The 18,810-nt window shown below is 68.9% G+C and carries 19 protein-coding genes; 12 read left to right on the top strand and 7 right to left on the bottom strand.

The window, feature by feature from the left end:
• Positions 1 to 12 precede the first annotated feature (12 nt).
• The 7 genes from rlmH to upp all read right to left on the bottom strand — a co-directional run bounded on the left by rlmH (position 13) and on the right by upp (position 5,730).
• On the bottom strand, positions 13 to 483 hold the full coding sequence (rlmH, locus tag HWX25_RS24000; protein WP_044844705.1) for a 23S rRNA (pseudouridine(1915)-N(3))-methyltransferase RlmH: 471 nt from the start codon (positions 481 to 483) through the stop codon (positions 13 to 15).
• Between the two features lie 19 nt (positions 484 to 502).
• The gene (rsfS, locus tag HWX25_RS23995) at positions 503 to 949 is read right to left on the bottom strand and encodes a ribosome silencing factor (RefSeq protein WP_059820642.1); all 447 of its coding nucleotides are present in this window, start codon (positions 947 to 949) and stop codon (positions 503 to 505) included.
• A 4-nt stretch (positions 950 to 953) separates the two neighbouring features.
• A complete protein-coding gene (locus HWX25_RS23990) occupies positions 954 to 1,667 on the bottom strand; it encodes a nicotinate-nucleotide adenylyltransferase (protein WP_082722101.1) in 714 nt (237 codons plus the stop codon).
• A gap of 41 nt (positions 1,668 to 1,708) precedes the next feature.
• The gene (gene hemF / locus HWX25_RS23985) at positions 1,709 to 2,629 is read right to left on the bottom strand and encodes an oxygen-dependent coproporphyrinogen oxidase (RefSeq protein ID WP_059820644.1); all 921 of its coding nucleotides are present in this window, start codon (positions 2,627 to 2,629) and stop codon (positions 1,709 to 1,711) included.
• Between the two features lie 118 nt (positions 2,630 to 2,747).
• Positions 2,748 to 4,028: a phosphoribosylamine--glycine ligase gene (purD, locus tag HWX25_RS23980; RefSeq protein WP_059468145.1), complete on the bottom strand. Its 1,281-nt coding sequence runs from the start codon at positions 4,026 to 4,028 to the stop codon at positions 2,748 to 2,750.
• Positions 4,029 to 4,133: 105 nt separating this feature from the next.
• On the bottom strand, positions 4,134 to 4,862 hold the full coding sequence (locus tag HWX25_RS23975; RefSeq protein WP_044844700.1) for a YebC/PmpR family DNA-binding transcriptional regulator: 729 nt from the start codon (positions 4,860 to 4,862) through the stop codon (positions 4,134 to 4,136).
• Positions 4,863 to 5,079: 217 nt separating this feature from the next.
• Entirely contained in the window at positions 5,080 to 5,730 is a 651-nt protein-coding gene (gene upp, locus HWX25_RS23970) for a uracil phosphoribosyltransferase (RefSeq protein ID WP_006478229.1), read from the bottom strand.
• 217 nt (positions 5,731 to 5,947) lie between these two features.
• Between upp and HWX25_RS23965 the strand changes: the two genes are divergently transcribed.
• The 12 genes from HWX25_RS23965 (at position 5,948) to HWX25_RS23910 (ending at position 18,743) form a co-directional block, all read left to right on the top strand.
• The gene (locus tag HWX25_RS23965; RefSeq protein ID WP_059533275.1) at positions 5,948 to 6,727 is read left to right on the top strand and encodes an SDR family oxidoreductase; all 780 of its coding nucleotides are present in this window, start codon (positions 5,948 to 5,950) and stop codon (positions 6,725 to 6,727) included.
• A gap of 55 nt (positions 6,728 to 6,782) precedes the next feature.
• Positions 6,783 to 7,175: a methylglyoxal synthase gene (locus HWX25_RS23960; protein WP_059533273.1), complete on the top strand. Its 393-nt coding sequence runs from the start codon at positions 6,783 to 6,785 to the stop codon at positions 7,173 to 7,175.
• A gap of 177 nt (positions 7,176 to 7,352) precedes the next feature.
• Complete coding sequence (locus tag HWX25_RS23955) at positions 7,353 to 8,327, top strand: quinone oxidoreductase (RefSeq protein ID WP_175910896.1); 975 nt, start codon at positions 7,353 to 7,355, stop codon at positions 8,325 to 8,327.
• A 308-nt stretch (positions 8,328 to 8,635) separates the two neighbouring features.
• Positions 8,636 to 8,728, top strand: a complete 93-nt coding sequence (kdpF, locus tag HWX25_RS23950; protein ID WP_006752209.1) for a K(+)-transporting ATPase subunit F — start codon at positions 8,636 to 8,638, stop codon at positions 8,726 to 8,728.
• On the top strand, positions 8,725 to 10,530 hold the full coding sequence (gene kdpA / locus HWX25_RS23945) for a potassium-transporting ATPase subunit KdpA (protein ID WP_175910894.1): 1,806 nt from the start codon (positions 8,725 to 8,727) through the stop codon (positions 10,528 to 10,530). Before kdpF ends, kdpA begins: the two co-directional genes overlap by 4 nt.
• Before the next feature lie 54 nt (positions 10,531 to 10,584).
• The gene (kdpB, locus tag HWX25_RS23940; RefSeq protein WP_059533267.1) at positions 10,585 to 12,669 is read left to right on the top strand and encodes a potassium-transporting ATPase subunit KdpB; all 2,085 of its coding nucleotides are present in this window, start codon (positions 10,585 to 10,587) and stop codon (positions 12,667 to 12,669) included.
• 27 nt (positions 12,670 to 12,696) lie between these two features.
• Positions 12,697 to 13,278, top strand: coding sequence for a potassium-transporting ATPase subunit KdpC (gene kdpC, locus HWX25_RS23935; RefSeq protein ID WP_059533265.1), 582 nt, complete (start codon positions 12,697 to 12,699; stop codon positions 13,276 to 13,278).
• A 147-nt stretch (positions 13,279 to 13,425) separates the two neighbouring features.
• Positions 13,426 to 16,269, top strand: coding sequence for a sensor histidine kinase KdpD (locus HWX25_RS23930; protein WP_175910892.1), 2,844 nt, complete (start codon positions 13,426 to 13,428; stop codon positions 16,267 to 16,269).
• Positions 16,262 to 16,960: a two-component system response regulator KdpE gene (kdpE, locus tag HWX25_RS23925; protein ID WP_059533261.1), complete on the top strand. Its 699-nt coding sequence runs from the start codon at positions 16,262 to 16,264 to the stop codon at positions 16,958 to 16,960. Before HWX25_RS23930 ends, kdpE begins: the two co-directional genes overlap by 8 nt.
• Positions 16,961 to 17,118: 158 nt before the next feature.
• Positions 17,119 to 17,403 carry a DUF333 domain-containing protein gene (locus HWX25_RS23920; protein ID WP_059689393.1) on the top strand — a complete coding sequence of 95 codons (285 nt, stop codon included), beginning with the start codon at positions 17,119 to 17,121 and terminating at the stop codon, positions 17,401 to 17,403.
• A gap of 179 nt (positions 17,404 to 17,582) precedes the next feature.
• Complete coding sequence (gene sugE, locus HWX25_RS23915; RefSeq protein WP_175910890.1) at positions 17,583 to 17,903, top strand: quaternary ammonium compound efflux SMR transporter SugE; 321 nt, start codon at positions 17,583 to 17,585, stop codon at positions 17,901 to 17,903.
• Between the two features lie 222 nt (positions 17,904 to 18,125).
• The gene (locus HWX25_RS23910; protein ID WP_040144699.1) at positions 18,126 to 18,743 is read left to right on the top strand and encodes a DUF4126 domain-containing protein; all 618 of its coding nucleotides are present in this window, start codon (positions 18,126 to 18,128) and stop codon (positions 18,741 to 18,743) included.
• Positions 18,744 to 18,810: the final 67 nt, after the last annotated feature.

Here is an 18,810-nt window from a genome sequence, read left to right as displayed (position 1 = left end):
GAGGACGACGCGTCATGCGCGGTGGTAGGGGTGATTCTGCGTGATGCTCCACGCCCGGTAAAGCTGTTCGGCGAGCAGCACGCGCACCATCCCGTGCGGCAGCGTCATGCTCGAAATGCGCAGCAGCAGGTCGGCGCGCGCCTTGAGTTCCGGATCGAGCCCGTCGGCGCCGCCGATCACGAACGCGACGTCACGGCCGTCCTGCTGCCAGCCGGGCAGCGCCTGCGCGAGCTGCATGGTGGTCCAGTCGCGGCCGCGCTCGTCGAGCGCGACGATGCGCGCGCCCTTCGGCAACGCGGCCTCGATCTTCTGCCGCTCGGCCGCCATCACGCTTTCCGCGCTGCGGCCGCCCGAACGCAGTTCGGGCTTGATCTCGCGCAGCTCGATGCGCAGCTCGGGCGGCATGCGCTTCGTGTATTCGTCGAAGCCGGACGCGATCCAGCCGGGCATCTTGTGGCCGACCGCGAGGATGAAAAGCTTCATCGGGACGACTCGCTGCGGGTCAGCGGCGGCGGGCCGCCGTCTTGCGCGCCGGGCGTGCGGGCGCTTCTTCCTCGTCGTCCTCGTCTTCGTCGGCCGTCGCGACGCCGTTCGGGCCCTTGCCGCCGCCGAGCTTCATCCGCACGGGCTTGTCGCCCCAGATTTCCTCGAGGTTGTAGTACTGGCGCAGCGCCGGTTGGAGGATGTGCACGACGGCGTCGCCGCAGTCGACCAGCACCCATTCGCCCGTGTCTTCGCCCTCGGAGCTGACGATGTCGCCGCCGGCTTCCTTGACCTTGTCGCGCACGCTCGACGCGAGCGCCTTGGTCTGGCGGTTCGACGTGCCCGACGCGACGATCACGCGGTCGAACAGTTCGGTCAGGTGGCTGGTGTTGAACACCTTGATGTCTTGCGCCTTGATGTCTTCGAGAGCGTCGACGATCACGCGCTGCAGTTTGCGGATATCCATGGAATCAGGAATGGTAGAGACGATGTTGAAGAATATAGGCCCAGACGGCGGCCGGCACATGCTCGGCCGACGCATCGGGCATTTGCGCGTGACGCGCGATGCATTCGCGCAGGTGCGCACGGATGTCGGTTGCGGCGATATCGAACGCCAGCGTCGTATCGATCAGCAGATGGCCGGCCGGTGTCGCTTTCAGCACGTCGGCGCCGGCCTGCCGCCGCGCGATTTCCTGCGCGACGGCCGGCGGCGCCGTGCCGAGGTCGAAGCCCGGGCGCGTCGACGCGCACACGTGCGCATAGTCGAACAGCTTGCGCCAGTCGCGCCACGTGTCGAGCCGCACCAGCTGGTCGGCGCCGATCAGCAGCGACAGCGAAGCGTCGGGGCCGATCCGCTCGCGCCAGCGCGCGAGCGTCTCGACCGTATAGGTCGGCCCCGCGTGCTCGATCTCGTCGGTCGCGACGGTGATCGTCACGCCGGGCAGGGACAGCGAGCCGGCAGCGGCGCGCGTCATCGCGAGCCGATGCTCGGCGGCCGACACGTCGCGCTTCTGGTAAGGCTGCCCGGCGGGCAGCAGCACGAGGTCGGTCAGCCCGAGCACGTCGGCGAACCGGCGCGCGAGCGCGAGGTGGCCGTCGTGGATCGGATCGAACGTGCCGCCCAGCAGGCCGATGCGACGTGACGGCGTTCGCGGCTGCGGGGCGGGGCGGGCGGTGGTGTTCAGAAAAACGTGTCCTGTTCTTGGGGCGGCGGGGCGCGGCGGGCTCAGACCCAGTCGCGCGGCACGAGGAACTCGCTCAGGCGCGCTTCGGGCGAGCCCGGCTCGGGTTGCCAGTTGTAGCGCCAGTTCGCGACCGGCGGCATCGACATCAGGATCGATTCGGTCCGGCCGCCGCTTTGCAGGCCGAACAGCGTGCCGCGGTCGAATACGAGGTTGAATTCCACGTAGCGGCCGCGCCGGTAAGCCTGGAAGTCGCGTTCACGCTCGCCGTACGGCAGCGCGACGCGGCGTTCGACGATCGGCAGATACGCATTCAGGAACGCGTCGCCGACGCTCTGCATCATCTCGAACGAGCGTTCGAACCCGGGTTCGGCGAAGTCGTCGAAGAAGATCCCGCCGATGCCGCGCGTCTCGTTGCGGTGCTTCAGGAAGAAATATTCGTCGCACCACGTCTTGAAGCGCGGATAGAGCTCGGCGCCGAATGGGTCGAGCGCGTCCTTGCAGGTCTGGTGGAAATGGCGCGCGTCGTCCTCGAACGGATAAACCGGTGTCAGATCCATCCCGCCGCCGAACCAGAAGATCGGCGCCTCGCCAGGCTTCGTCGCGATCAGCATCCGCACGTTCATGTGCACCGTCGGGCAGTACGGGTTGCGCGGGTGCAGCACGAGCGACACGCCGAGCGCCTCGAAGCCGCGGCCGGCCAGCTGCGGGCGCGCGGCGCTCGCCGACGGCGGCAGCGCGTCGCCCGCGACGTCGGAGAAACCAATTCCCGCGCGCTCGAACACACGGCCGCCTTCGAGAATCCGCGTGCAGCCGCCGCCGCGCAGGCGCTCTTCCGGCCCGCGCTGCCACGCATCGGTCGCGAGCGGCGTGCCGTCGAGCGCGCCGAGCGCGTCGGCGATGCGTGTCTGCAGGCCCTGGAGGTACGTGCGCACGCGCGCCACGTCGTAGGTCGAATCGGTCATGTCTGAACTGGGTGCCCCCGCGCGAAGCGGGGGCCGTAAAAAAGGCATCTGCCGGGCATTCTATCGAACCCCGGCAGAGGAGGCCGCCGCTTGCGACGGCAAGGTGGCGGTCAGGGCGTCACGCGCTCTTGCGGTTCAGCGCGCGAAAGCCGATGTCGCGGCGGTACTGCATGCCTTCGAAATTGATCTGGTTGATCGTGTCGTACGCATGCTGCTGCGCTTCGCGCACCGAATCGGCGAGACCGACCACGCACAGCACGCGGCCGCCCGACGTGACGAGCTTGTCGCCTTCGGCGAGCGTCGTGCCCGCATGGAACGTCACGGCCTGTTCGGTCTCGGCCGGGATTCCGTTGATGCGGTCGCCCTTGCGCGGCGCGTCCGGATAGCCGTGCGCGGCCAGCACGACGCCGAGCGCGGTGCGGCGGTCCCAGTCGAGCTCGACCGTGTCGAGCGTGCCCGCGATCGCCTGTTCGACGACCTTCGAGAAATCGCTCTTCAGGCGCGCCATGATCGGCTGCGTCTCCGGGTCGCCCATCCGGCAGTTGAACTCGAGCGTGCGCGGATTGCCTTCCTTGTCGATCATCAGACCCGCATACAGGAAGCCCGTGAAGCGGATGCCGTCCTTCTCCATCCCGCGCACCGTCGGCATGATGATTTCGCGCATCACGCGTGCGTGCATCTGAGGCGTGACGATCGGTGCGGGCGAGTAGGCGCCCATGCCGCCCGTGTTCGGGCCGCGGTCCTCGTCGAGCAGACGCTTGTGGTCCTGGCTGGAAGCCAGCGCCAGCGCGTGCTTGCCGTCGACCATCACGATGAAGCTCGCTTCCTCGCCGTCGAGGAATTCCTCGATCACGACGCGCGCGCCGGCGTCGCCGAGCTTGTTGCCCGACAGCATCATGTCGACTGCGGCATGCGCTTCTTCCAGCGACATCGCGACGACGACACCCTTGCCGGCCGCAAGGCCATCGGCCTTCACGACGATCGGCGCACCCTTCGCGTCGATGTACGCGTGCGCGGCGGCGGCGTCGGAGAAGGTTTCGTAGTCGGCGGTCGGAATGCCGTGGCGTTTCATGAACGCCTTCGCGAAATCCTTCGAGCTTTCGAGCTGCGCGGCTTCGCGGGTCGGGCCGAACACCTTCAGGCCGCGTGCGCGGAACAGGTTGACGATGCCGGCCGCGAGCGGCGCTTCCGGGCCGACGAGCGTGAACGCGACGCCTTCGCTTTCCGCGAAATCGGCGAGTGCGTCGAGCGACGTGATGTCGACGTTCTTCAGACGCTCGTCCTGCGCCGTGCCGCCATTGCCGGGCGCGACATAGACCATCTGGACACGCGGCGACTGCGCGAGCTTCCACGCCAGCGCATGTTCGCGGCCGCCGGAACCGACGACGAGTAGTTTCATGGGATTCCCCGCAGACTAGAAAACAGGGCGGCCGGCACGCTCAGGCGCGCCGGCCGCGAAATCGGTCGGGCCGCCGTCGCGACGATGCGCACGGCGGCCGGCATCTCATTCCTCGACGATGACGGCGTTCGTATACACCTCCTGCACGTCGTCGAGGTTCTCGAGCGCGTCCAGGAGCTTCTGCATCTTCGCCGCATCGTCGCCGGTGAATTCGACTTCGTTCTGCGGCTTCATCGTCACTTCGGCGAGTTCGGCCTTGAAGCCCGCGGCTTCGAGCGCGTCCTTCACCGCCGAGAAGGCCTGCCAGTCGCACAGCACTTCGATCGAGCCGTCGTCGTTCGTGCTGACGTCGTCCGCGCCGGCTTCGAGCGCCGCTTCCATCAGCGCGTCTTCCGACGTGCCGGGCGCGAACAGGAACTGGCCGACGTGATCGAACATGAACGCGACCGAACCGTCGGTGCCCATGTTGCCGCCGAATTTCGAGAATGCATGACGGACTTCCGCGACCGTGCGGGTGCGGTTGTCGGTCAGCGTGTCGACGATGATCGCCGCGCCGCTGATGCCGTAGCCTTCGTAACGGATTTCTTCGTAGTTCGCGCCGTCCGCGCCGCCGACGCCGCGGTCGATCGCGCGCTTGACGTTGTCCTTCGGCATGTTCGCGTCGGCTGCCTTGTCGACCGCGAGACGCAGACGCGGGTTCGAGCTGGCGTCGCCGCCGCCGAGGCGGGCCGCGACCTGGATTTCCTTGATCAGGCGGGTCCAGATCTTGCCGCGCTTCGCGTCGGCAGCTGCCTTCTTATGCTTGATGTTGGCCCATTTCGAATGACCAGCCATACCTTTCTCCGTGCCCGGGCGCGCTGCGCGGGCGATTGTGCCAATGTGTCGTTGAATCGGCGGCCGTCTGGGCGGGCGTGATGCCGCGGGGCCGCGCGTGTCGAGTGGAACGTGATTTTATCACGCGGCGACCGTCGCTTCGGGGCCGCCGTGCATGGCCGAACGGCCGGGCGGGCCGCTCGGTTTGCCGGGCCGCGCGGCCCGGCGGCGGCGTGCGTCAGTTCTTGGTGCCGAACAGGCGGTCGCCCGCGTCGCCCAGGCCCGGCACGATGTACGCGTGCTCGTTCAGGTGCGAGTCGAGCGACGCGACGAACAGCTTCACGTCCGGGTGCGCGTCCTGGAACACCTGCACGCCCTCGGGCGCGGCGACCAGCGCGACGAACATGATGTTCGCGGCCGGCACGTTGCGGCGCTTGAGCACGTCGACCGCGTGCACGGCCGAATAGCCGGTCGCGACCATCGGGTCGCACAGGATGAAGATGCGATCCTCGAGATCGGGCAGGCGCACCAGGTATTCGACCGGGCGGTGATCCTCGGCGCGGTAGACGCCGATGTGGCCGACGCGCGCGGACGGCACCAGGTCGAGCAGGCCGTCCGACATCCCGATGCCGGCGCGCAGCACGGGGACGATCGCGAGCTTCTTGCCCGCGATCACCGGCGCGTCGACCGCCACGAGCGGGGTTTCGACCCGCTTGGTCGTGATCGGGAGGTTGCGGGTGATCTCGTAGCCCATCAGCAGCGTGATCTCGCGCAGCAGTTCGCGGAACGTGCGCGTCGACGTGTCCTTGTCGCGCATGTGGGTCAGCTTGTGCTGGATCAGCGGGTGATCGGTGATGAAGAGATTCGGGAAACGGCTGTCCTGTTTCATGACGGGGTGCCTTGGCGGCAAAAGGGGATCGGGGGCGGCGATGGCGCCATGCCGGCCGCCGCTTATGGTCGCAATTTTACCAAGGCGCGCCACGTGATCCGGATATTATCGACGTCTCACGACAATCCGCGCGCCGTGTCCGGCCGTTCGCGCCCGTTCGCCCGTCCGGCGATGCGGCCGGCCCGCGCCGGCGCGCGTCGCCATAAGGGAATCGACGATGGATCTCGGCATCGCAGGAAAGACCGCGCTCGTGTGCGCGGCGAGCAAGGGGCTCGGACGCGGCTGCGCGGAAGCGCTGGCCGCCGAGGGCGTGAATCTCGTGATCGTCGCGCGCACGCGCGACACGCTGGAGGAAACCGCGGAGGAGATCCGCGCCGGGTCGAACGTGTCGATCACCGCCGTCGCCTGCGACATCACGACGCCCGACGGCCGCGCGGCCGCGCTCGCCGCCTGCCCGCAGCCGGACATTCTCGTGACAAATGCCGGCGGGCCGCCGCCCGGCGACTTCCGCGATTTCTCGCACGACGACTGGATCCGCGCGCTGGAGTCGAACATGCTGACGCCGATCGAGCTGATTCGCGCGACCGTCGACGGGATGATCGGGCGCGGTTTCGGCCGGATCGTCAACATCACGAGTTCGGCCGTGAAGGCGCCGATCGACGTGCTCGCGCTGTCGAACGGCGCGCGCTCGGGGCTGACCGGCTTCGTCGCGGGGCTGTCGCGCAAGGTCGCGGGGCAGGGCGTGACGATCAATAACCTGCTGCCCGGGCTGTTCGACACCGACCGGATCGCGACGACGCTCGCGGCGTCGGCGAAGGCGCAGGGCGTGACGGTCGACGAGATGCGCGCGCGGCGCGCGAAGGAAATCCCGGCCGGGCGCCTCGGCACGCGTGCCGAATTCGGCGCGGCGTGCGCGTTCCTCTGCAGCGTCCACGCCGGCTACATCACGGGGCAGAACTGGCTGCTCGACGGCGGCGCGTATCCGGGCACGTTCTGACGCGCGCACCGCCATTCACGCATACGACAACAATCGACCCACGAAGGAAATGGAGATGAGCAAACCCCGCATCGCATTGATCGCGCACGACGCGAAGAAGGACGAGATCGTCGCGCTCGCGGGCCAGTACCGCGAGACGCTCGCGCAATGCAGGCTGGTCGGAACGGGCACGACGGGCGGCCGCATCGCCGCCGCGCACGGGCTCGAGGTCGAGCGCAAGCTGTCGGGGCCGCTCGGCGGCGACCTGCAGATCGGGGCGGAATTGGCCGAAGGCCGCGTCGACATCGTCGTGTTCCTGCGCGACCCGATGACCGCGCAGCCGCACGATCCGGACATCACCGCGCTGGTGCGCGCGTGCGACGTGCACGACGTGCCGGTCGCGACGAACGTGGCGACCGCGCGGATGCTGCTCGACGATCTGGCGCGCAACATGCAGGACGTTTGCTAGTCGGCCGCCGGTCCGGCCTGATTGCCCTTGCTGACGGCAGGGCCATGCACGCCCGGCCGTGACGCGCGAGAATCGGGCGTCGCGACGCGCACCGCCGCCGGTCCCGTACCGATCGGCACCGGAGCGCGTCGGCGACCCGAATATCCCCTGACCGATTCAGAAACGAGGAGCGAAACGATGCCGAAAGCAATCCGATACGACCAGCCGGGCGGCCCGGACGTGATGAAGTGGGTCGATGTCGAGGTCGGCGAGCCGAAGGCGGGCGAAGTCCGTATCCGGCAGCATGCGGTCGGGCTCAACTATATCGACGTGTATTTCCGCACCGGCCTCTATCCGCAGCCGCTGCCCGGCGGCCTCGGGATGGAGGCGGCGGGCGAGGTGACGGCCGTCGGCGAGGGCGTGACCGCGCTCAAGGCGGGCGATCGCGTCGCCTACGTCGGGCAGCCGCCCGGCGCGTATGCGCAGGAGCGCGTGATGCCGGCCGAGCGGCTCGTGAAACTGCCCGACGGGATCAGCTACGACGACGCGGCGTCGGTGATGCTGCAGGGGCTGACCGCGCACTATCTGCTGCGCCGCACGTACCCGGTGAAGGCCGGCGACACGATCCTGATCCACGCGGCGGCCGGCGGTGTCGGCCTGCTCGTGTGCCAGTGGGCGAAGGCGCTCGGCGCGACCGTGATCGGGACGGTCGGCTCCGACGAGAAGGCCGCGCTCGCGAAGGCGCACGGCTGCGATCATCCGATCGTCTATACGCGCGAGAACTTCACGCAGCGCGTGAAGGAGATCACGAACGGCGCGGGTGTGCCGGTCGTCTACGACTCGATCGGCAAGGACACCTACATCGGTTCGCTCGACTGCCTCGCGCCGCTCGGGTTTTTCGTCAGCTTCGGCAATGCATCGGGCCCGCTGCCGGCGATCGACTCGAAGGAGTTCTCGTCGCGCGGCTCGCTGTTCTTCACGCGGCCGACGCTGTTCTCGTACATCGCGAAGCGTGCGGATCTCGAATCCGCGGCCGCCGAGCTGTTCGACGTGATCCTGTCGGGCAAGGTGAAGACGAGCATCAACCAGCGCTATCCGCTCGCGGAAGTCGGCCGCGCGCATGCCGATCTCGAGTCGCGCAAGACGACCGGCTCGACGATCCTCGTTCCCTGACGCATCCCTTCGTGCCGGCACCACGCCGGCACGCACCCAGACGGGCGGCGCTGGCCGCCGCCCGCTTCGTCCTCGTCCCGCCCGCCGTTTCCCGCCGCACGCGTTTACGCGTTTTTTATACCGGCCCGATTACCTTTGACCCGACCTTTACGCGCGTTCCCATAAGGTTCTAGTCGTCCGATTTCGACGACGGAGAACACAAAAATGGATGGGGTTTTCATCGGCGCACTGGTGTTGTTCACCGCGCTGATCCTCGGTTTGCTTGCCGGTTGCGAGAAGCTCGTGCAATACGGTCGCGGGGGGCGCGCATGACCTGGATGCTTTGGCTCGCGGGTGCCTCGACGGCCCTGCTGTTCGCGTATCTCGTCTTTGCGCTGCTGCGCGCGGAGGACATCGAATGAACGCGAACAACCTGTTGCAGATACTGCTGTTCATCGTCGTGCTGCTCGCGGCGGCCGTGCCGGTCGCGCGCTACCTCACGGGCGTGATGGACGGCAGTTCGCGTGTCGTGCGCGTGTTCGGGCCGCTCGAGCGCGCGCTGTACCGCATCGCCGGCGTCGACGCCGGCACCGAAATGAACTGGAAGCAGTATGCGATCGCCACGATCGCGTTCAACGCGCTCGGCGCGCTGTTCCTGTATGGCCTGCTGCGCCTGCAGGGGTTCCTGCCCGGCAATCCGCAGCAATTCGGCGCGATGACGGCCGACGGTGCGTTCAACACCGCCGTCAGCTTCGTCACCAACACCAACTGGCAGGACTACACGCCCGAGCAGACCGTCAGCTACCTGACGCAGATGCTCGGCCTGACCGTGCAGAACTTCCTGTCGGCGGCAACGGGCATCGTCGTCGTGATCGCGCTGATCCGCGGCTTCGCGCGTCATACCGCGCAGACGATCGGCAACTTCTGGGTCGACCTCACGCGCGTGACGCTGTACGTGCTCGTGCCGATGGCCGCGCTCGTCGCCGCGCTGCTGATGAGCCAGGGCGTGATCCAGAACATGAAGGCGTACCAGGACGTGCCGGTGCTGCAGGCGAGCACCTACGCGGCGCCGAAGCTCGACGCGCAGGGCAACCCGGTCAAGGACGACAAGGGCAACCCGGTGACGGTGCCCGCGCCGCTCGTGAAGCAGACGCTCGCGATGGGTCCGGTCGCGTCGCAAGAAGCGATCAAGATGCTCGGCACCAACGGCGGCGGCTTCTTCAACGCGAACTCCGCGCACCCGTACGAGAACCCGACGCCGTTCGCGAACTTCCTGCAGATCTTCTCGATCCTGATCATCCCGGCCGCGCTGGCCCTCGTGTTCGGCCGGATGATCGGCGACCGCCGGCAGGGCATCGCGGTGCTCGCGGCGATGACGGTCGCGTTCGTGATCGCGATCGGCGTCGAGGTGAGCGCCGAGCAGGCCGGCAACCCGACGCTCGCCGCGCTGCACGTCGACCAGTCGACGAGCGCGCTGCAGCCGGGCGGCAACATGGAAGGCAAGGAAACGCGCTTCGGCATCGCGCAGACCGGCATCTTCACGGTCGCGACGACGGCCGCGTCGTGCGGCGCGGTCGACACGATGCACGATTCGCTGACGCCGCTCGGCGGTCTCGTGCCGATGCTGCTGATGCAGCTCGGCGAGGTGATCTACGGCGGCGTCGGTTCCGGCCTCTACGGGATGCTCGTGTTCGCGCTGCTCGCGGTGTTCGTCGCGGGCCTGATGATCGGCCGCACGCCGGAATACGTCGGCAAGAAGATCGAGTCGTACGAGATGAAGATGGTGTCGATCGTCGTGCTGCTCACGCCGCTGCTCGTGCTGCTCGGCACGTCGATCGCGGTGCTCGCCGATGCGGGCAAGGCCGGCATCGCGAATCCGGGCCCGCACGGCTTCTCGGAAATCCTGTACGCGTTCAGCTCGGCCGCGAACAACAACGGCAGCGCGTTCGCGGGCCTGACGGTCGGCACGCCGTTCTACAACTGGATGACCGCGATCGCGATGTGGTTCGGCCGCTTCGGCACGATCGTGCCGGTGCTGGCGATCGCCGGCTCGCTCGCCGCGAAGAAGCGCATTGCGGCGACGAGCGGCACGCTGCCGACGCACGGCCCGCTGTTCGTCGTGCTGCTGCTGGGCACCGTGATGCTGGTGGGCGCGCTGACCTACGTGCCGGCGCTCGCGCTCGGCCCGGGCGTCGAGCATCTGATGATGTGGCTGGGCGCGTGATGCGCGCCCGCATGGCGACACCTTGCAAAGACTGAAGAGATTGAAGAGATCGCAATGACTCAACATTCCGCAACACGGTCCATGTTCGATCCGGCGCTGCTGCGTCCGGCGATCGTGGATTCGTTCAAGAAACTCACGCCGCGCACGCAGTTCCGCAACCCGGTGATGTTTTGCGTGTACGTCGGCAGCATCCTGACCACGATCCTGTGGATCGCGGCGCTCGTCGGCCAGGCCGAGGCGCCGGCGGGCTTCATCCTCGCGATCGCGCTGTGGCTGTGGTTCACGGTGCTGTTCGCGAACTTCGCCGAAGCGCTCGCCGAAGGGCGCTCGAAGGCGCAGGCCGCATCGCTGCGCAGCGCGAAGAAGGACGTGATGGCGAAGAAGCTCAACGAGCCGCATCCGAAGTCGCCGATCCGGATCATGACCGCGTCCGACCTGCGCAAGGGCGACGTCGTGCTGGTCGAGGCCGGCGACGTGATCCCGGCCGACGGTGAAGTCGTCGAGGGCGTCGCATCGGTCGACGAATCGGCGATCACCGGCGAATCCGCGCCGGTGATCCGCGAGTCGGGCGGCGACTTCTCGTCGGTGACGGGCGGCACGCGCGTGCTGTCCGACTGGATCGTCGTGAAGGTCACGGCGAACCCGGGCGAGGCGTTCCTCGACCGGATGATCGCGATGGTCGAAGGCGCGAAGCGCAAGAAGACGCCGAACGAGGTCGCGCTGACGATCCTGCTTGTCGCGCTGACGATCGTGATGCTGCTCGCGACCGCGACGCTGCTGCCGTTCTCGATGTTCGCGGTCGACGCGATGAAGGCCGGTCACGTGGTGACGATCACCGTGCTCGTCGCGCTGCTCGTGTGCCTGATCCCAACGACGATCGGCGGGCTGCTGTCCGCGATCGGCGTGGCCGGGATGAGCCGGATGATGCAGGCGAACGTGATCGCGACGTCGGGCCGGGCGGTCGAAGCGGCCGGTGACGTCGACGTGCTGCTGCTCGACAAGACCGGCACGATCACGCTCGGCAACCGCCAGGCGTCGATGTTCGTGCCCGCGCCGGGCGTGACCGAGGAAGCGCTGGCCGACGCCGCGCAGCTGTCGTCACTCGCCGACGAAACGCCGGAGGGCCGCAGCATCGTCGTGCTCGCGAAGGAACGCTTCAACATCCGCCAGCGCGACATGGCGCAACTGCATGCGACGTTCCTCGGCTTCTCCGCGCAGACGCGGATGAGCGGCGTCGATCTGCCCGGTCGTGAAATCCGCAAGGGCGCGGCCGATGCGATCCGCCGCTACGTCGAGACGCACGGCAGCCGCTTTCCGGACGAAGTGCGCCGCGCGGTCGACGACGTCGCGCGCCGCGGCAGCACGCCGCTCGTCGTGGCCGACCTGCATGACGGCGCGGCGCGCGTGCTCGGCGTGATCGAGCTGAAGGACATCGTGAAGGGCGGCATCAAGGAGCGCTTCGCGGAACTGCGCAAGATGGGCATCAAGACCGTGATGGTGACGGGCGACAACCGGCTCACCGCCGCGGCGATCGCGGCGGAAGCGGGTGTCGACGATTTCCTCGCGGAAGCAACGCCGGAAACCAAGCTCGCGACGATCCGCGAGCACCAGGCGGCGGGGCGCCTCGTCGCGATGACGGGCGACGGCACCAACGACGCGCCGGCGCTCGCGCAGGCCGACGTGGCGGTGGCGATGAACACCGGCACGCAGGCGGCGAAGGAAGCCGGCAACATGGTCGACCTCGACTCGAACCCGACGAAGCTGATCGAGATCGTCGAGATCGGCAAGCAGATGCTGATGACGCGCGGCTCGCTGACGACCTTCTCGATCGCGAACGACATCGCGAAATACTTCGCGATCATCCCGGCCGCGTTCGTGACGACGTACCCGCAGCTGCGCGTGCTCGACATCATGCATCTGACGTCGCCGGCGTCGGCGATCCTGTCGGCGGTGATCTTCAACGCGCTGATCATCGTCGCGCTGATCCCGCTCGCGCTGAAGGGCGTCACCTACCGGCCGCTCGGCGCCGCGTCGCTGCTGCGCCGCAACCTGCTGGTGTACGGCCTCGGCGGCGTGCTGCTGCCGTTCCCGTTCATCAAGCTGATCGACATGACGCTCGCCGCGCTCGGCTGGGCCTGATGCGCCGTACCTGAAGGAAGAACCATCATGAAATCGTTGATTCGCCCGCTCGTCGTGATCTTCGTCGTACTGACCGTCGTGACGGGGCTTGCCTACCCGGCCGTGATGACCGTGTTCGGCCAGGCCGTGTTCCCGTCGCAGGCGAACGGCAGCCTGATCGAGAAGGACGGCAAGGCGGTCGGCTCCGCGCTGATCGGCCAGCCGTTCGATGCGCCGAAGTATTTCTGGGGCCGGCTGTCGGCCACGTCGCCGATGCCGTACAACGCGACGGGCTCCGGCGGCTCGAACCTCGGCCCGCTGAACCCGTCGCTCGCCGACCAGGTGAAGGCGCGCATCGCCGCGCTGCGCGACGCGGGCACCGACATGTCGAAGCCCGTGCCTGTCGACCTCGTGACGGCGTCGGCGAGCGGCCTCGATCCGGAGATCACGCCGGCCGCCGCCGCGTACCAGGTCGAGCGCGTCGCGAAGGCGCGCAACCTGACGGCGGATGCGGTCGCGCAGCTCGTCGCCGCGAACACGGCCGGCCGCCAGTTCGGCGTGCTCGGCGAGCCGCGCGTGAACGTGCTGAAGCTGAACCTCGCGCTCGACGCGGCGCAGGCCGCGCACTGACCGTGTGCGACAACCGGCGTCCGGCGCGGCCCGATCTGCGCCGGACGCGCTTTTCCGACGGCGCATGCGCCGTCTTTGCCTTTTGCGGCGATTTGGAACAACAATGACGGTACTCGTTCGCAATCCCGCGCTTCGCCTTCCCGACGCATGAACCGCCCCGATCCCGACCAACTCCTCGACAAGCTGCAGCGCGACGAAGAAAAGCAGCGGCGCGGCCAGCTCAAGATCTTCTTTGGCGCGTCCGCCGGCGTCGGCAAGACCTACGCGATGCTGCAGGCCGCGCGCCAGCGCAAGCAGGATGGTGTCGACGTCGTCGTCGGGATCGTCGAGACCCACGGCCGCAGCGAAACCGCCGCGCTGCTCGACGGCCTCGACGTGCTGCCGCTCGCGCGCATCGACTATCGCGGCCGCACGCTCGCCGAATTCGATCTCGACGGCGCGCTCGCGCGTGCGCCGCAACTGATCCTCGTCGACGAGCTCGCGCATTCGAACGTGCAGGGCGCGCGTCACCTGAAGCGCTGGCAGGACGTCTACGAACTGCTCGACGCGGGCATCGACGTGTACACCACGGTCAACGTCCAGCATCTCGAAAGCCTGAACGACGTGGTCGGCGCGATCACCGGCATCCGCGTGTGGGAGACCGTGCCCGATCGCGTGTTCGACGCGGCCGACGAGGTTACGCTGGTCGACCTGCCGGCCGAGGAACTGCTCGCGCGGATGCGCGACGGCAAGGTCTATCTCGCGCAGCAGGCCGAGCGCGCGGTGCGCAACTTCTTCCGCAAGGGCAACCTGATCGCGCTGCGCGAACTGGCGTTGCGGCGCACGGCGGACCGCGTCGACGCGCAGATGCGCGAATACCGCGCCGACCGTTCGATCCAGCGCATCTGGCAGGCGCGCGAGCGGCTGCTCGTGTGCGTCGGGCCGGGGCCCGAGGCGCCGACGCTCGTGCGCGCCGCCGCGCGGCTCGCCGCGAGCCTGAAGGCCGACTGGATCGCCGTCTATGTGGAGACGCCGCGCCTGCAGCGGCTGCCCGACGCGCGGCGGCAGCGCACGCTCGACGCGCTGAAACTCGCGGCCGAGCTCGGCGCGGAGACGGCCACGCTCGCCGGCGACGACGCGGTCGCCGCGCTGATCGGCTACGCGAAGGTGCGCAACGTGTCGAAGCTCGTCGCGGGCGGCTCGCCGAAGGTCGGGCTCGCGCGCCGCTTCGCGCGGCCGTTCGGCGAAAAGCTCGCCGAGCGCGCGGGCGATGTCGACCTGATGCTGATCCGTGCGTCGGCGAGCGACGAAGTGCGCGCGACGCCGCTCGACGCGCGCGCACGCGACTGGCGCGACACGTTCGCGCAATTCGGCATGCGGCGTTCGCCGCCGCGCCACTACCTGTACGCGGCCGCGATCTGTGCCGCGATCACCGGCGTCGCGAGCATCGTGTCCGAGCGGCTCGACCTGACGAACCTCGTGATGCTGTATCTGCTCGGCGTCGTGTTTTCGGCCGTGCGGCTCGGGCGCGGCCCGGGCGTGCTGCAGTCGTTCCTGTCGGTCGCCGCGTTCGATTTCTTCTTCGTGCCGCCGCGCATGTCGTTCTCGGTCAGCGACACGCAGTACCTGCTGACTTTCTTCGGGATGCTGCTGACGTCGCTCGTGATCAGCCACCTGACGTCGACGCTGACGCGCCAGGCGAGCATCGCGCAGCGTCGCGAGCGCCGCACCGGCGCGATCTACGCGATGGCGCGCGAACTCGGCGCGGCGTTGACGACCGAACAGATCGTCGAGATCGGCAGCCGCCATGTGGGCGAGGTGTTCCGCGCGCGCGTGGCGTTCCTGCTGCCCGACAGCGCGGACCAGGTGCGGCAGAAGATCGAGGAGCCCGATGCGGTCGTCACGCTGACGGGCGCGGATCTCGACAGCGACGTCGGCCAGTGGGTGTACGACCAGCAGAAGCCGGCCGGCCGCGGCACCGACACGCTGCCCGCGACCGCCGCGCTGTACCTGCCGCTGAAGGCGCCGATGCGCACGCGCGGCGTGCTCGCGGTCGCGTCGCGCGACCCGCGGGAACTCGAGGTGCCCGAGCAGCTGCGGATGCTCGATGCGTTCGCCGCGCAGATCGCGCTCGCGCTCGAGCGCGTGCACTACGTCGAGATCGCGCGCGACGCGCTCGTCAACATGGAGTCCGAGCGGCTGCGCAACTCGCTGCTGTCGGCGATCTCGCACGACCTGCGCACGCCGCTCACGACGATCGTCGGTTTTTCGTCGATGCTCGCGAACGGACGCGCGGCCGCGCAGGACGGCGATGCCGCGGCGGCCGAGCGCTTCGCGCAGCGCGAGGGCGAGCTGGTCGACGCGATCCACGACGAGGCGCTGCGGATGACGGGCATCGTCACGAACCTGCTCGACATGGCGCGGCTGCAGGCCGGCAGCCTGCAGCTCAAGCGCCAGTGGTCGCTGCTCGAGGAAGCCGTCGGCGCCGCGCTCGCCGCGTGCAAGCGCGTGCTCGCGCGGCATCCCGCGCGCGTGGCGCTGCCGGCCGACCTGCCGCTCCTGCAGATGGACGCGGTGCTGATGGAGCGGCTGTTCACCAACCTGTTCGAAAACGCGGCGAAGTACACGCCGCCCGATACGTCGATCGAGATCGGCGCCGAGCGCGTGACCGACGACGGCCAGCCGTTCGTGCGCGTGCACGTCGACGATCACGGCCCGGGCCTGCCGGCCGGCATGGAAACGCGGATCTTCGACAAGTTCACGCGCGGCGAGAAGGAATCGGCGACGCCGGGCATCGGGCTCGGCCTCGCGATCTGCCGCGCGATCGTCGAGGCGCACGGCGGTAAAATCGGCGCGCTCAACCGTACCGCGCCCGACGGCCGCGTGACGGGCGCGCGCTTCTGGTTCACGCTGCCGGTCGACACGCCGCCGGCCGTGCCTGCCGTACCCGACGACGAAATCGACGTGCCCGGCGCATCGTCCCCCTCCGAGCCATTGCCAGACCATGAGTGAACCGAGCCTGACCGTCGTCCTGATCGAGGACGAGAAACAGATCCGCCGCTTCGTGCGCGCCGCGCTCGAAGAGGAGGACATCGCCGTGTTCGAGGCGGAGACGGGCAAGCAGGGGCTGATCGACGCGGCGACCCGCAAGCCCGATCTCGTGATCGTCGATCTCGGCCTGCCCGACACCGACGGCCTCGACGTGATCCGCGAGCTGCGCGGCTGGTCCGAGGTGCCGGTGATCGTGCTGTCCGCGCGCACGCAGGAAGAGGAGAAGGTCGCCGCGCTCGACGCGGGCGCCGACGACTACCTGACCAAGCCGTTCGGCGTGTCCGAGCTGCGCGCGCGGATCCGTGCGCAACTGCGCCGGCGCAACCAGGGCGGCGCGAACGAATCGCCGAAGGTGGGCTTCGGCGGCGTGACCGTCGATCTCGCGCTGCGCCAGGTGTGGCGCGACGGCGAGATCGTGCACCTGACGCCGCTCGAATACCGGCTGCTCGCGACGCTCGTGCGGCATGCAGGGCGCGTGCTCACGCACCGTCAACTGTTGCGGGACGTCTGGGGGCCGTCGCACGTCGAGAGCCATCACTATCTGCGGATCTACATGGCGCACCTGCGCCAGAAGCTCGAGCGCGATCCCGCGCAGCCCGAGCACATCGTCACCGAAACGGGCGTCGGCTACCGGCTCGTCGGCGCCGCGTGACGGCCGCGGCATGCCGCGTGACGTGATCTGAATGCAAGGCCGTCGCGCCGGTGAAGTTGCATCGGCGCGACATTGCCGCCGCATGCGCCGGCTGTGCACACCGGCCACGGATTCCCCGCTATGCTGACCGTTCCGCGAACGAAACCGAGGAGCGTGCCATGTCCGTCCGTCTCGTCGTCATCAGTGCGCTGGCGCTTGCCGCGCCCGGCGCGTTCGCGCAGCCGCTGCCGCCCGGGCAGCAGCCTTCGGCGCCTCAGCAGGCGCTCGCCAATCCCGCGTCGGTCAATTGCGAAAAGCTCGGCGGCCGCCACGTGATCCGCAACCTGCCGAGCGGGCAGGTCGGCATGTGCGTGTTCAAGGACGGCCGCGTGTGCGACGAATGGGCGTTGTACCGCGACGACCGCTGCATCGGCGGTGGCGGCGCCAAGCGCGTGTCGAACTGAGGCCGGACGCGGCAGGGCGGGCGTGGCCGCGCCAGGCGTCGGCCCGATCTCCGTTCGCGCCCGGCGCCGGTGCATCCGGCATGCCCGTAAGCCTCTTGTTATACTCGGCGCCGCCCGGGGACGACCCCGGGTCATTCGCTTCAACGGGGACGGCCCCATCCGATCCGGAGTACGTCGAGATGGCGTGGGTATTGTTGTTGATTGCCGGTTTGCTGGAAGTGGCGTGGGCGGCCGGCATGAAATCGTCCGAGGGTTTCACGAAGCTCGGACCGTCGGTGTTTACGATCGTGACGGCGCTTGCCAGCTTCGGGCTGCTCGCGGTCGCGATGCGCCAGTTGCCGCTCGGCACCGCGTATGCGGTGTGGACGGGCATCGGCGCGGTCGGCGCGTTCGTGTTCGGGATCGTGATGATGGGCGAGGCGCTCACCGCCGCCCGCATCGCGAGCGCATCGCTGATCGTGCTCGGGCTGGTCGGCCTGAAGCTGTCGTCGGCCACCTGACGCCGCCGCGCCGGGCGCCGGCCGGCGCCGGTGCCCGGCCGTGACGCACTGCGGAATTGCGCCGGCCCTTGTGCCAGCCTGTCTATAATGGAACGCATTCGGGCCTGAATGTCGCCGCGCCGCGCTCGGCAGCGGCGCCGGTCGCCACGCGCCGCGCGGCCGGTCGTACCGGCTCGATCCGATCAATCGGCAAATCGCACGGAAAAGTGCAAGGAGAGGGCCATGATCGAAGCCATTTCGCTCGGCGCGGGGCTCGCGTGGGCGAGCGGGCTGCGCCTTTACCTGACGGTGCTGATCGCCGGCGTGCTCGCGCGGGTCGGCTGGCTTCATCTGCCGGACACGCTCGCGGTCCTGACGTCGCCGTGGGTCATCGGCGCCGCCGCCGTGCTCGCCGTCACCGAATTCCTTGCCGACAAGATTCCCGCGTTCGATTCGCTGTGGGACGCGGTGCACACCTTCATCCGCATTCCGGCCGGCGCGGTGCTGGCCGCCGGTGCGCTCGGCCATGCCGACCCGACCGTGCTCGCGGTCGCCGGGCTGGCCGGCGGGTCGCTCGCCGGTGCCGCCCACGTCGCGAAGGCCGGCACGCGCGCGCTGATCAACCTGTCTCCCGAGCCGATCTCGAACTGGGTCGCGTCGTCCACCGAGGACGGCCTCGTGTTCGGCGGCCTCGCACTCGCATTCTTCGTTCCCCTCGCGTTCCTCGTCCTGCTCGCCGCGTTCATCGCGGCGTCGGCCTGGGCGCTGCCGCGCCTGTGGCGCGGCGTGTCGGGCGGCTTTCGCGGGATGGCGAACCACATGGTGTCGCGGCTCAACTCGATCGGGGGCAAGCGCGATTGAAGGCGCCGTCCCCTGTCGAGCGGCAGCACGCTGACCCGTCGTCGGCCGGGCGGCCCGGCCATGCCGG

Origin of the sequence: Burkholderia sp. BCC1640 (assembly GCF_902833125.1) — a bacterium.
Lineage (GTDB): Bacteria > Pseudomonadota > Gammaproteobacteria > Burkholderiales > Burkholderiaceae > Burkholderia > Burkholderia diffusa.
This window is presented reverse-complemented; position numbering and strand designations above follow the sequence as displayed.